A 13,506-nucleotide genomic window follows, 5' to 3' on the forward strand; every position below is an offset into this window, starting at 1 on the left:
CCTCCACGTCACCAGCCCAGCAGGGCGGCCAGCCGTTCCCGGTGGTGTGCGGCGCCGCCCAGCAGCACCGCGTCGGACTGCGCGCGCCGGAAGTACAGGTGCGCGTCGTGCTCCCAGGTGAAGCCCATGCCGCCGTGGAGCTGCACGCACTCGGTGGCGACGGAGACGAACGCCTCGCCGCACCAGGCCTGTGCCACCGCTGCCGCCTCGGCCAGTGCCCGAGGTGAGCCGTCCGCCCGGACCGCGCGCACCACGGCCGACCGTGCGGCCTCGACCTGGAGCAGCATGTCGGCGCAGGCGTGCTTGACCGCCTGGAAGCCGCCGATCGCCCTGCCGAACTGGGTGCGGTCGCGCACATGGGCCACCGTCATGTCCAAGGCGGCCTGGGCTCCGCCCAGTTGCTCGGCGGCCAGAGCCACCAGGGCCACGTCCAGAGCGCGGGAGACGACGTCCGCCCCCTCGCCGCCGGCGGTCAGCGCCCGAACCCGGGCCCGGTGGAAAGTGACCACCGCCTGGCCCCGACTGAGGTCCAACGTGGGCACCCGGCGCACCGTGACGCCCGGTTCCCGCGGATCGGCCAGGAAGAGGTCCACGCCGTCGGCCCCGGTCGCGGCCACCACCAGCGTCTCGGCGTCGGCGCCGTCGAGGACGAACGGCGCGGTGCCGTCCAGGAGGGGGACGCTGCCCTGCCAGGAGACGGCCACGGGCACGGCGTCGGCCCGCCACGTCCCGTCGGGTGCGACCACGGCCAGGGCGTGTACGACGCCTTCCGCCAGCCTGTCCAGCGCCTTGTCGGCCGTGCCGCAGCCTGCCAGCACCTGTCCGGCCAGCACGGTGGAGGACAGCAGCGGCACCGGTGCCAGGGCCCGGCCCAACTCCTCGCAGACGGCGGCGATGCCGGCGAGGCCGCCGATGCCTCCCGCCGACCCGGGCAGGCCGAGCGCCGCGAGGCCGACCTGCCGGCCGAGGGTGTCCCACAGCCCTGCGTCGATGCCGGGGGCCTCCTCGGACAGCCGGCGTACCGCGGCGGTGCCGCCGGCGTCCGCGCACACCGCGCGGACGGTCTCCCGGAGGTCCTCCAGTTCGGTGTCCGACAGGGCTGTGCCGTCGGTCTCGGTCACGGTGCTCGTCATCGTGTGCTCCCGCTGGTGTCCTCGCGTGCGCGCAGCGCGCTGTGCGCGGCCGCCATCCGGGCCACCGGCACGCGGTGCGCGGAACACGAGACGTAGTCGAGGCCGAGGCCGTCGCAGAACGCGATGGACTCAGGGTCACCGCCGTGCTCACCGCACACGCCCAGCTTGATGCCGGGCCGTACGCTCCGGGCCCGCTCGGCCGCCAGGCCGACCAGGGCACCGACCCCGTGCGGGTCGAGCCGTGCGAACGGGCTGGCGGTCAGGAAACCGCGTTCCTGGTACGAGGCGAGCACCTGGCGTTCGACGTCGTCCCGGGAGAAGCCGTAGGTGAGCTGGGTGAGGTCGTTGGTGCCGAAGGAGAAGAACTCGGCGTGCCCGGCGAGTTCCCCGGCCAGCAGCGCGGCGCGCGGGGTCTCGATCATCGTGCCGAGCCGGTACGGGACCTCCACCCCGGTGCGGGCGGCGACCGCGGCGGCGGCGTCACGTACGTACGCGGCCACCGCGGCCAGTTCCTCCGGCAGGCTGACGAGCGGGATCATCACTTCCAGCTCCGGCCGGACCCCGGTGGCGGCGACATCGGCCCAGGCGGTGAAGAGCGCCTCGGCCTGCGCCGGGTAGAGCCGCTCGTGCAGCAGCGCCAGCCGCACCCCGCGCAGCCCGAGCATCGGGTTCGCCTCCCGCAGCGCGGCGGCCCGCTGCTCCTCGGCCGCGTCCAGGGCCTGCCCGGGGGCGGGGAGGAACTCGTGCAGCGGGGCATCCAGCAGGCGCACGGTCACCGGGCGGTTGCCCACGGCGGCCAGCAGCGCGGTGAAGTCCTCGTGCTGAGCGCGCTCCAGGGCCACCAGGGCCTCGTCCCGGGCGGTGGGGTCGGCGGCCAGCAGCACCCGGCGGATCAGCGGCAGCCGCTCGCCGAGGAACTGGTGCTCCGTACGGCACAGTCCGACACCCTCCGCGCCCAGCGCGAGGGCCGTCTCCACTTCGGTGGCCGTGTCGGCGTTGACCCGTACGCCCAGTCGGCGTATGTCGTCCGCCCAGGTCAGCAGGGTGGACAGTTCGGGCGGCGGTCCGGCGACGCTGACGCTCAGCGTGCCCGCGTAGATGGCGCCGGTGCGGCCGTCCAGCGAGACCGGGTCGCCCTCGCGCACCACGCGCTCCCCGAAGCGGACCGTCCCCGTGGCCCGGTCCACACGCAGCCCCTCGGCGCCGCACACGGCGGGCTTGCCGGCGCCCCGCGCGACCACGGCGGCGTGCGAGGCGATCCCGCCGCTGCCGGTCAGCACGGCGACGGAGGCCAGCATCCCGGGCACGTCCGCCGGGGTCGTCTCGGCGGCCACCAGGACGACCCGGATGCCGTCCGCGGCCATTTCGAGGGCCCTCTCGCTGGAGAGCGCCACCGTTCCGGTCGCCGCTCCCGGCGACGCGGGCAAGCCCCTCACGAGGAGTTCCTCGCCACCGGTGAGCCGCAGTCGGGGGTGGAGCAGTTCCTGTACCTGCGCGGGTGTGATCCGCCGGACGGCCTCCTCGTGGCCGAGCGCCCCGTCCCGGGCGAGGTCCGCGGCCAGACACACCGACGCCCGCAGCGGCGGGCGGAGTTGGGCGGAGGCGGCGAGCAGGGAGATCTCGTCGTCGCGTACCTCGAAGTCGACCGACACCGGCGCGCGCAGGTGCCGCTCCAGGGTGAGCAGGGAGTGCTCCAGCAGCACGGTGCCGCCCGCGAGCCGGTCCAGCGGTTCACCGGAGTGCGGCGGCGGGGAGCTGCGGCGCACCCCGCGGAAGAAGGAGCCCTGTGGGGACAGACGCCCGGTCTCGGGATCGCGGCTGACCGCCGTGCCGTAGCCCGAGTGGTCTGCCGGGCCGATGCGCAGGGCCTGCACATGCAGGGCGAGGGCCAGGTCGGCGGGGAGTCGCTGGGCCCGGCGGGACCTTCGCGCACGCGGCGAGTCCCACCGGGCGAGCAGGGCACGGGCGGCGAGCGCCAGCTGTTGTGCCGGGTCGTCGGGCAAGGGCCGGGAGCCGTGCTCGGCCACCAGGGACAGCAGCACCCCCACCCGCTCCCGCGGCTCCGGGGTGTCCAGGAGGGCGTCGTCGAGAACCGCACCGGGAACGTCCAAGGCGTGTTCGGCGATCACGCGGACGGTGGCGGCCCACACCTCGTACAGCGCGTCCGCCTGCCCGATGAGGGAGCACAGGTCGTCGGCAGTGGCCGGGGTCACGCCGAGGCAGGCCAGGTCCGGCGGCAGGCCGGCGATCTCGGTCGGCGCGCTCGCCGACAGGCGCAGCAGCAGCGGCCGGGTCGTGTCGCCGATCCGCCGTCCCGAGAGCTGTTCGACGAGGTCCAGGGCGGCTTCGGCGGTCGCGGGTTCGCACAGCGACGCGGCGGAGGTGGCGGGCACGGTGAGCCCGGGCACGACCGGCAGACCGAGGGCCACCAGCCCGTCCATCGCCGCGCCGTGCGCGCCCAGCTCGTCGGCGTCCAGACCCCGGATACGTCCTTGCCCGTACGGCACCAGGGTTCGTCCGGGAAGCCCCGAGCCGGACGGGGTGAAGGACGCCCGGGACGGTGCGGGTGGGCCCGCCTCGCGGTCGGTGACGCTCACCCCCGCCCCCCGGTGACGAGCTCCTCTTCACGGGCCTCGTCCTCGGCACGGCTGATGCCCAGCACGAGCAGCAGCTCCTGGTGCAGCCGCATCCATACGGTGTGGTACGAGTCGCACAGCGGCGAGGCCAGCCACTGAGGCGCGCCGTCGTCGAAGCGGTCGAGGGCGTCCTCCAGATCCGTCAGGTACCGCCCACTGCCCGAGAGCACCCGGTCCAGTCGGCGCAGCACGGGCTGGATGGCCTCGTGCACGTCCTCCAGCGACTCGCGCACGCCGGCGTCGTAGACGTCGTCGGAATGGTCGTTGGCAGTGCCGTCCGGGCGGCACTGCCATGCCGTGCACACGTCCCGGATCTTCCGGTTGACCGGCAGGAACGCTTCGTAGGCCGCGGTGATCCGCTCCTCCTGCTCGGAGCCGGCGGGAACCCGCAGCAGCTGCGCGACGGCGGACTTGGCCCGCTCGGTCGGCAGCACCACCGGCCCCTTCACCGTCGCCAGCCCGGCATCGACCAGCGGCCGGTACTCGGAGTCCGGACGACCGCGCCACATGCCACGCAGAACGAGGTCGACGACGGCTTCGGTGAGGGGCTCGTCGGACGCGTCCGGAAGGTCCACGGCAGCAGATTGCATCGCCACACCTTTTGCTCGGTTCTGTGTTGCCCGGAGGTTACGCCCCGGCAGGCGGGTTAGTGAAGAGGGACTCAAGAAACACTTTTCGCCGAGAGGAACGACGTGATGCGGTCCTGTGCATCCTGACCGTCCGCGAGGGCGGCGATGGACCGCGCTTCTTCGGCGAGGTGACGGCGCAGGTCGTCACCGGTGTCGAGGCGCAGCAGACCCTTCGCGGCGCGCAGTGCGGCACCGGCGCCGGCAGCCAGATCGGCGGCGGTCCTCTGGGCCGTGTCGTCCAGTTCCGCGTCGGGCACGGACCGGGAGACCAGGCCCCACCGTTCGGCGTCGTCACCGGTCAGGACCGGGTTGGTGAGGATCAGTTCCGCCGCCCTGCGGCGGCCCACCAGGCGTGGCAGGAACCATGACGCCCCGCAGTCCGGGGTGAGTCCGACCGCCGTGTACGCCAGCCGGAAGCGCGCGGAGCGGGCCGCGAGGACGATGTCGCCGACGAGGGCGAGGCCGATCCCGCCGCCCGCGGCCGCTCCGCGCACGGCGGTCACCAACGGCACCGGCAGCTCGTACAGGACCTGTATCGCGGCGTGCGCGGCGCTCGCCACGGCGTGCACATAGGCGCCGGTCTCCGTGCCACGGCCGGCGAACGCGCGCAGGTCACCGCCCACGCAGAAGCTGCCGCCCGTCGACCGCAGCAGGACCGCTCCACCCGGGTCCGCGGCCACCTCCAGGGCCGTGTCCCGCAGTGCCTCGGCCGTCCTGAGATCCAGGGCGTTGCCTCGCTCGGGATCGTCCAGCAGCAACTCGACGACACCATCGGGATGGCGGACCGTGCGGACCGGGCCGGTGCTCGCGGTCGGGCTCATGGGTGTCTCTCCCGTCGTCTTCCCGTCGCCGGGGGCTTCCGGGCAAGATACTAAACACGCTATACAGTTTCTAGGAGGCGGCGGCTGAGGACGCCCGTACGCCCGTCGCCGGGAGGTCCCGTGCCCATCCAGTTCGATGTCGATCCGACTGTCGCCCAACTGGCCGAATCCACCAGGGAGTTCGTGCGCGAGGTGGTCATCGCGGCCGAGCGCGAATGCGGCGGGTCCGTGCACGACGCCCCCGAGGCGCTGCGGGAGAGACTGCAGAAAGCCGCCCGTGACGCGGGTGTCTTCGCTCCGCACGTACCGAAGCGCTGGGGCGGCCACGGGCTCGACCTGCGCGGCCAGGCGGTGGTGTTCGAAGCGGCGGGTTACTCGCTGCTCGGACCGCTGGCGCTGAACTGCGCAGCGCCGGACGAGGGCAACATGCACCTGCTGGAGAAGGTGGCCACCGAAGACCAGAAGCAGACGTATCTGCGCCCGCTCGCCGCGGGCGAGACACGGTCCTGCTTCGCCATGACCGAACCGGCTCCGGGAGCGGGTGCCGATCCCCGCCTGCTGCGGACCACCGCGACCCGGGTGCCCGGCGGCTGGCGTATCGACGGGCGCAAGTGGTTCATCACCGGTGCCCAGGGAGCCGGGTTCGCCATCGTCATGGCCCGCACCTCCGGCGGCCCCGGCGACCCGGGCGGCGCCACCATGTTCCTGGTGGACGCCGACACCCCCGGCATGCGCCTCGTCCGGACGATCGAGACCCTCGACGAGTCGCTCTTCGCCGGACACAGCGAGATCGTCTTCGACGGGTGCGTGGTGGGGGAGGAGCGGGTGCTGGGCGCGGTGGACCGCGGCTTCGAGGGCGCCCAGGTACGGCTCGCTCCCGCCCGGCTGACCCACTGCATGCGCTGGCTGGGAGCGGCCCGCCGCGCCCAGGACGTCGCACTGGAGCGGGCCGGGAGCCGGATGGCCTTCGGCTCGGCGCTGGGAGACCTCGGCATGGTCCAGCAGATGCTGGCCGACTCCGAGATCGACATCGAGGCGAGCCGCGCCTTGATCCTGCGCACGGCCTGGGAGCTGGACACCGGCTCGGCAGCGGCCGCCCAGCTCTCCTCGGTTTCCAAGACCTTCGTGGCGGAGGCGGTGAACCGGGTCGTCGACCGCGCGGTGCAGATCTGCGGAGCCCTCGGGATCTCGACCGCCGACGCCCCACTCGCCCGTCTGTTCCGGGAGGTACGGCCCTTCCGGATCTACGACGGCCCGTCGGAGACGCACCGTTTCGCCATAGCGCGCCGCGCGGTGAGGCCGTATCGCCGGCAGCTCACGGGCGGTGGCCCCGCTTCAAGGCCGAGCGGCCGGTAGCCGAAGTCCTCGCCAGGATGGCCCTCGCACCCTCGGTGTGAGCCTGCTTGGTCGCGCCCCCGCAGCGGCCGATTTCCTCGAGCAGCGCGGCGGAGGGCATCCGGTACCTGGCTGGTCGCGGTGTCCGGGCGACAGATATTCGCGAACGAGGTCCTGGTGATCCCGGCGTCCGACATCACCGTGGAGATCAGCGGCCCGTCCGCGTGCTACGGCGAGGTGGGCCGGTGCGGAGAGCGGAGCACGAGCAGGGTGATCTCGCTGGGGGCGAAGACGCGGAACGGCGGGCCCCAGAAGCCGGTGCCGCGGCTGGTGTAGAGGAGAGTGCGGGCGCCGTGCCTGCTGAGGCCGGCGAGGGCGGGTTGGTCGATGCGGACCAGGTGGTGGAAGGGCCAGATCTGGCCGCCGTGGGTGTGGCCGGAGAGCTGGAGGTCGATGCCGGCGGCCGCGGCCCGGTCGATGAACTTGGGCTGGTGGGCCAGGAGCAGGACGGGCAGCTCGGGGTCGGCGCCGTCCAGAGCTCCGGCGAGGTGGGCGCGGTGGCCTGCCAGGCCGGAGGACTCGGCGGTGACGTCGTCCACGCCGGCGACCACGAGGGTGTCGCCGCCGCGTTCGAGCAGCAGATGGCGGTTGCGCAGCGGCTGCCAGCCCAGTTCGTCCATCAGGTCGACCCAGCCCTGCGCCTCGCTGTAGTACTCGTGGTTGCCGGTGACGTAGACGCGCGCGTGGGTGGCGCGCACGGTGCCGAGGGGGAGGGCCTGGGCGCGGCGGCGTTCGGCCGTGCCGTCCGCGATGTCGCCGGTGTGGCAGACCAGGTCGGCTTCCAGGGCGTTCACCGTCTCGCACACCCGGGCCGACCAGCGGGCGCGGTCGAGGGGGCCGTAGTGGGTGTCGGTGATGAGGGCGACGCGGACGCCATCCAGTCCGGCACCCAGTCGTGGGAGTTGCACGTCGAGTCGGCGCACGCGGGGCACCCGGCGGGCCTCGATGGACCCCCAGGCGAGAAGTACGGCGGTCACGCCGAGGACGGCCCAGGTGACGATCCGGGCCCGGTCCTGACTCCCGCCGACGCCGGCCACGGTCAGGACGAGCCGCAAGAGGACCCCGAGCAGAACGGACCAGGTGAACAGAACCCAGCTGGTGCCCAGCAGGGTGTCACCGGCTATCGCTGCCCGGTCCTGCTGGCGCCGACCGTGCCCGTGCACCATCGCGAGCGGCATACCGACGAGGCCCAGGACGAACAAGGCTGTGCTGACCAGCGTGACGGGCAGCGGCCAGTGCTGGCCGGTGTACAGGAGCACCCAGCAGGGCACGGTCCACAGGAGTACCGGGGCGATCAACGGCATGTAGCGCATCAGGCGGTGCAGTCGGCTCGGGCGCGGCGCTCGCGCTTCACCGTCGGCGGGTCGGATGTTTCTGGTGTCGGTCACGCTTGCCCTCCCCAACCGTGCTGCCGTCTCGCGCACTGTATCCGGTCGGCCTCGCGTCGGCCGGACCGGAGTTCAAGTCCGCGGCCCGTGGGCGAAGGCCGCCGAGGACGCAGGTCGCCCACAGCGCTGCGCAGGATTCCAAGCGCGTTCACCTGGAGCTCGGTGGCACGGCTCGGGTCGCCGGCAAAGCAGCTGTTGCCGGGCAGCGCGCGGGTGGTGCTGGGCGCCGCGACGCACGGTGTGCCGCCCGCCGCGTAGATGGCGCAGCGCCCTTGTGCAGCGGCGGGACAGCAAGCCGCGCCCCCAACCGGGTTCGTCGTGCGGCTGGAGGCGGGCTGAGGGGTGTTGACGGCGGGCGGACGTGTCTGGGCGAGCGGATTCGCCGACGCGTCGGGTCACCCTGTCACTGGATCGTCCACGCCTGGTTGGACTGGTTAAGGGGCATGTACTGACTGATGGTGGCTCCGTTCGCCGTCGATCCGCCGCCGACCTCCAGGACCTGCCCGGTCTCGAAGTTGCGGATGACGTACCCACCGCTGGTCGGCTCGAAGTACCACAGCTGGTTGTTGCCGCCGTTGTAGGTGTACTGCTGCAGCGCGGTCCCCCTCCAGTGACTGGAGCCGTTGACGTCGAGGGCCTTGCCGCTGTTCCTGTTCACGATCTTGTAGAGCTGACCGCTGACCGGGACGATGTTCCACTGCTGGTTGGTACCGCCGTTGCTCGGCCACTGGACGACGCTCCCGCCGTCGGCGGTGGAGTTCTGGTACACGTCCATCAGCTGGCCGCTGTTGACGTTCTTGATCGTGTAGTTCGTCGACGGGTTGGTGTTCGGCGTACCGGTCGAGCCCTCCAGCGCGCCGCCGGCCTGCTGGACACTGAAGTCGGCGATGAAGAAGTAGGCGCCGTCGGTCTTTGCGATGCGCAGGTAGCGGAACTTCTGGCGGACGTCGATGTTGCCCGTGAGCGTAGAGGCGAGCGGCAGGGTGGTGGCGCCCTGGCGTCCCAGCACGGTGTAGGTGGCGAACGACGGGTCGTTGGAGCCACGGATCTCGAAGTTGCTGCGCGTCTCGGGCTGGTCGAGGTCCTGGCGCGTCGTCAGGGAGTACTGGCCGAGCTGGTAGGCCTGCCCGAGATCGACCTGCCACCAGGCCGAGGTGTCGCTGCCGGTCGGCGACCAGCCGGTCGAGCCGTTGTTGTCGTCGGCATTCGCGGCCGGCGTCCAGGAACCGTAGACCGACGACGCGGACGCCGACTTGTTGTAGGCGAGGTTGATCTTGGCTGCCAGCCCCTGGTAGGCGGACTCCAGACCGGAGGCCTTGATCACCGAGTCGCCGGACGTCGTGTTGTTGGTGAGTGTGACGTTGGAGCCGTTGCGGTTCTGGTTGATGAATCCGTCGGTGTGCGACAGCACGTTGTTCGAGAGGGTCATGTTGTCCGACCCCTCGTCGGTGTAGAGGCCGGACACGGCCGAGCCGCACGCGGCCGGCATGCGGAGCACGTCGTGGATGTAGTTGCCGTTGATGACCGTGCCCGGGTCGTTGGAGAGGTGGTAGATGCCGGCGGAGTCGCACAGCCGGTTCATCACGTTGCCGATCCGGTTGTAGCTGATGCTGTTGTTGCCTTCGGCGTTGGCCGCGGACTGCCAGCCCCAGCCCAGCGAGATCGCGGCCCACGGGGTGTCGGAGATGTCGTTGTGGTCGATGGTGGTGCTGTTGACGAAGCCCGCGTCGATGCCCGCGGTGCCCGGGTAGTCCTCGCCGATCCGGGTGATCAGGTTGTTCTTGACGGTGACGTTCTTGACCACCTCCCGGGCGTCCTCACCGGCCGGTGACGTGGGCGGGTTGTAGACGGTGTGGTACTCCACGGTCGGGTCGGAGAACTTGCCGACCATGATTCCGTTGCCGGCGATGTCGTAGACGAGGTTGCCGGTCACGCTGCTGTCGTGCACGCCGTGGGACAGATCGAGGGCACTGGCGCCCATCTGTGTGAAGGTGTTGCCGGTGAAGGAGACACGGTCGGCGTCCGCGGCCTGGACCCCGGCCGGCGGACGGCCGACGTACTGGTGGTTGGAGGTGTCGGCGGAGAGGTTGTAGTTGCCGCCCTGGGCGTTGAGGTAGCCGTTGTTCGTCGCTTCCATCCAGGTGGTCTGGGTGAAGGTGAGCCCGGAGAAGCGCAGGTCGTGGGAGGGACTGTCGAGGTTCGTGCCCTTGATGTCGAAGAGCGTCTGCACCGTCGGCGCCTGCACGGTGGCCGTGGACATGTCCTCGCCGGGGCGGGGCTTGTAGTAGACGGTCTGCGCGGCCGTGTCGACGTAGAACTCGCCCGGTTCGTTGAGGAACTCGTGGGCGTTCTCGAAGTGCAGCGGCGAGCCGTCGGCGAGGATCGGGAAGGGCCGCTGGAACAGGATGCCCGCCTCGTGGTCCTGGATCGACACGTTGGCGATGCCGTTGGCAGAGCTGATCGACTTCAGCCGCAGGTAGCTCTCGCCCCACTGCGTTTCCAGCATCATCTCGACCTGGCTGAGGTTGTTCCAGTTGGAGACCTGTGAACTGAGCACCTTGAGCAGCTTGTTGGTCTTGTCGCTGCCCTGCAGCTGGAAGTCCGAGCCGAGGTCGGGGAAGCGGGCCCGGGTGGCGCGGACCCCGTTGACGTACAGCTGCCGGAAGTTGAGGCTGCCCACCGGCGCCTTGTACTCGCCGTTCGCGGCCGCGGTCCAGCCCGTGATCGCCTTGCCGCCGGTGATTACCGGGGTCTCGCCGTTGTACGCCTGGTAGACGACCGTGTGGCCGTTCGTGCCCGAGTCACTGGTGCCGAAGCTGATCGGGGCGGTGAGGGGGTAGGTGCCGCCGCGCAGGTTCACGACGATGTCGTCGGACATGTTCGCGTTGACGGCCCGGACCGCGGCCTGGGCGGCCTGGATGGTCTTGAAGGCTGAGGCGGTGCTGGTTCCCGAGTTGCTGTCACTGCCGTTGACGGGGTCGACGTAGAAGTTGGTCGTGGCCGCGTAGGCGGGCGTAGCGGGCAGCACGGCCGCGAAGACGACAGCCGCCGCTGCGAGCGCCTTGACCGTCCCCGCGCCGATGCGTGGAGGTCTCATCTGTGGTGTCCTTCCGGGAACCCTCGCTGCTTCTTATGAGTTGCATTTATCGATGCAAGAAGGCGGGCCGGTCAAGACGATAGGCACGCTTATTTTTCACTGGTGCAACAAGAAGTGAGGAAACTTCCCAGGTGGAGGTGGACTGATGGCGGCGAGCGGCCGCCGATCGAGTCCCTCTCGGACTGCTCCAGCGAGACCGTCATTCTCAAAATGAGTAGTACTCATTGTGCGCTTGAGTGTTCCGGCTGATCTCCGCCCTGGCTTCTCTGTCAAACATGGCATGTATCTATGGAACGAACCGTCAAATAGAGGGCAAAACGGTTTGGTTGACGCTCTGTCCGACCACTTTCATCCACGTAACTGTTGACACGGCGCAGTTACATCACTGAACTTCATGCGTAACTCAGCGCATGGAGCCCCGAGCCGTTCGAGACCGGGAGTACAGCTATGCCGTCAGAAAGAAGACTGTCCCGTCGTACTCTGCTGGGCTCCGCGGCCGCCGCCGTGGCCGCGAGCGCGCTGCCCGTGGTTCCCGGCGTCTCCGGCCTGCTCCCTCAGGCGGCCGCCGCGGACCTGCAGACCAATCTCAGCAACCTGGTGAACTTGCGGTTCGGCATGTTCAACCACTTCAACATGGGCACGTTCACCAACCAGGAGTGGGCCGCGCCGAACCAGGACCCGGCTCTGTTCGCGCCCACAGCGGTCGACTGCGCCCAGTGGGCGGCGGCCGCCGCAGCGGCGAAAATGAGCTACGGCGTCCTGACCACCAAGCACCACGACGGCTTCTGCCTGTGGCCCAGTGCCCACAACAGCTACAACGTCGCCAACAGTTCCTACAAGCACGACGTCGTCGCGCAGTACGTGACCGCCTTCCGGGCCCGGGGCCTGAAGGTCGGCCTGTACTTCTCCATCTGGGACCGCACTTACGACGTGCAGGCCTACGACACCCGCCACAAAGTCGCCTCCGACCAGGCCGTCCAGCCCGGCGACATCACCTACATCCTCAACCAGATCACCGAACTGCTCACCGGCTACGGCACCATCGACATGTTCGTCACCGACGGCTACGCCTGGCAGATGGGCCAGCAGGCCGTCCCCTACCAGCGCATCAGGGAGCATGTGAAGTCCCTGCAGCCCGACATCGTGATGATCGACCACGGCGGGCTGTCGGTGCCGTTCCTCGGCGACGCGATCTACTTCGAGGAGCCCCTCGGCATCAGCTCACCCGCCGGCAACACCTACGCCTCGCTGCAGGGCCAAACGATCAGCAACGGGTGGTTCTGGCATCCGACGACGCCCACGACGGATCCGATGAGCAGGGACTCCATCCTCTCCCATCTGGCGGACCTGGAGCCCAAGTACACCTCGTTCATCCTCAACTGCCCGCCCAACCGCAACGGTGTGCTGGACACCAACATCGTCAACCGGCTCTCCGAGGTCGGCGCCGCCTGGAGCGGCCCCGACACCTCCCGGCCGCCCCTGCCCGCCCAGATGCTCCGCGCCGAACACCCGGTCACCCCCGTGGCCGCCTACGCCACCGACCACCACGCCGGCGAAGGCCCCATGAACGCCATCGACGGTCTCAGCGACAAGGGCTTCGAGACCTGCTGGTCCACCTGGAACCTCACGCTGCCCCAGACCATCACCGTCGACCTCGGGGGTGTGTGGAGCAACATCTCCACCCTGGAGTACCTGCCCAAGCAGTGGAACCGCACCAACACCACCGACGGTGACATCACCGCCTGCACCATCTCCACCAGCACCGACGGCACCACCTTCACCCAGGTCGCGACCGCTTCCTGGACCGGCGACCGCACCACAAAAGTCGTCGAATGGCCTGCCGTCAACGCCGCCTTCGTCCGCATCCGGGTCACCGCCGGCACCGGCGGCTACGCCAACATCGGCAACCTGCGCATCGGCGGCCGCACCGCGACACCCGCCCTGGTGTCCATCCTCTTCCCGGGCGACGGCACCGTGTACCGCCTCGTCGCCCGCCACAGCGGCAAGGTCGCCGACGTCTCGGGCGCCAAGACCGCCAACAACACCGCCATCCTGCAGTGGCCCTGGCAGAACCACGCCAACCAGAAGTGGACGATAGCCCGGGCCGACAGCGGCTACTACAAGATCCGCAACGTCAACAGCGGCACGCTCATGGAAATCGGCGGACTCTCCCGCGTGAACGGCGGAGGCGCCGATATCTGGAGCGATGCCAACGCGCCCCAGCAGCACTGGGCCATCACCCCCACCGGCGACGGCTACTACCTCCTCACCAACCGGTTGAGCGGCCTGTCCCTCAACGTCGACGGCGGCTCCGTCGCCGACGGAGCCGCCATCAACCAGTGGGGCTACACCGCCATCGCCCAGCAGCAGTGGCAGATCATCCCCTCGTAGGCCAGGCGCCCGACTC

At 70.4% G+C, this 13,506-nt stretch carries 9 protein-coding genes; 2 read left to right on the forward strand and 7 right to left on the reverse strand.

Annotation, left to right across the window (positions count from 1 at the left end):
* Positions 1-8 precede the first annotated feature (8 nt).
* The 4 genes from ACFY1E_RS32490 to ACFY1E_RS32505 form a co-directional block, all read right to left on the reverse strand.
* Entirely contained in the window at positions 9-1,133 is a 1,125-nt protein-coding gene (locus tag ACFY1E_RS32490) for an acyl-CoA dehydrogenase family protein (protein ID WP_389082183.1), read from the reverse strand.
* The gene (locus ACFY1E_RS32495; RefSeq protein ID WP_389082186.1) at positions 1,130-3,730 is read right to left on the reverse strand and encodes a putative PEP-binding protein; all 2,601 of its coding nucleotides are present in this window, start codon (positions 3,728-3,730) and stop codon (positions 1,130-1,132) included. Before ACFY1E_RS32495 ends, ACFY1E_RS32490 begins: the two co-directional genes overlap by 4 nt.
* A complete protein-coding gene (locus ACFY1E_RS32500) occupies positions 3,727-4,359 on the reverse strand; it encodes a hypothetical protein (protein ID WP_389082188.1) in 633 nt (210 codons plus the stop codon). The genes ACFY1E_RS32495 and ACFY1E_RS32500 overlap by 4 nt, the downstream gene beginning before the upstream one ends.
* Positions 4,360-4,430: 71 nt before the next feature.
* Positions 4,431-5,219, reverse strand: coding sequence for an enoyl-CoA hydratase/isomerase family protein (locus tag ACFY1E_RS32505; protein ID WP_389082191.1), 789 nt, complete (start codon positions 5,217-5,219; stop codon positions 4,431-4,433).
* Between the two features lie 120 nt (positions 5,220-5,339).
* Here ACFY1E_RS32505 and ACFY1E_RS32510 point away from each other — a divergent pair, with 120 nt between their 5' ends.
* Positions 5,340-6,575, forward strand: coding sequence for an acyl-CoA dehydrogenase family protein (locus ACFY1E_RS32510; protein WP_389082193.1), 1,236 nt, complete (start codon positions 5,340-5,342; stop codon positions 6,573-6,575).
* A gap of 206 nt (positions 6,576-6,781) precedes the next feature.
* On the opposite strand, the gene ACFY1E_RS32515 is transcribed toward ACFY1E_RS32510, so the two are convergent.
* The 3 genes from ACFY1E_RS32515 to ACFY1E_RS32525 all read right to left on the reverse strand — a co-directional run bounded on the left by ACFY1E_RS32515 (position 6,782) and on the right by ACFY1E_RS32525 (position 11,099).
* Positions 6,782-8,002 (reverse strand): metallophosphoesterase, encoded by a 1,221-nt coding sequence (locus tag ACFY1E_RS32515; RefSeq protein WP_389082196.1) that lies wholly within the window; start codon positions 8,000-8,002, stop codon positions 6,782-6,784.
* Positions 7,999-8,262, reverse strand: a complete 264-nt coding sequence (locus tag ACFY1E_RS32520) for a hypothetical protein (protein WP_389082257.1) — start codon at positions 8,260-8,262, stop codon at positions 7,999-8,001. Before ACFY1E_RS32520 ends, ACFY1E_RS32515 begins: the two co-directional genes overlap by 4 nt.
* A gap of 143 nt (positions 8,263-8,405) precedes the next feature.
* On the reverse strand, positions 8,406-11,099 hold the full coding sequence (locus ACFY1E_RS32525) for an RICIN domain-containing protein (RefSeq protein WP_389082198.1): 2,694 nt from the start codon (positions 11,097-11,099) through the stop codon (positions 8,406-8,408).
* Positions 11,100-11,546: 447 nt separating this feature from the next.
* Here ACFY1E_RS32525 and ACFY1E_RS32530 point away from each other — a divergent pair, with 447 nt between their 5' ends.
* Positions 11,547-13,490: an RICIN domain-containing protein gene (locus tag ACFY1E_RS32530; protein WP_389082200.1), complete on the forward strand. Its 1,944-nt coding sequence runs from the start codon at positions 11,547-11,549 to the stop codon at positions 13,488-13,490.
* Positions 13,491-13,506: the final 16 nt, after the last annotated feature.

Source organism: Streptomyces sp. NPDC001604 (assembly GCF_042893475.1).
GTDB lineage: Bacteria > Actinomycetota > Actinomycetes > Streptomycetales > Streptomycetaceae > Streptomyces.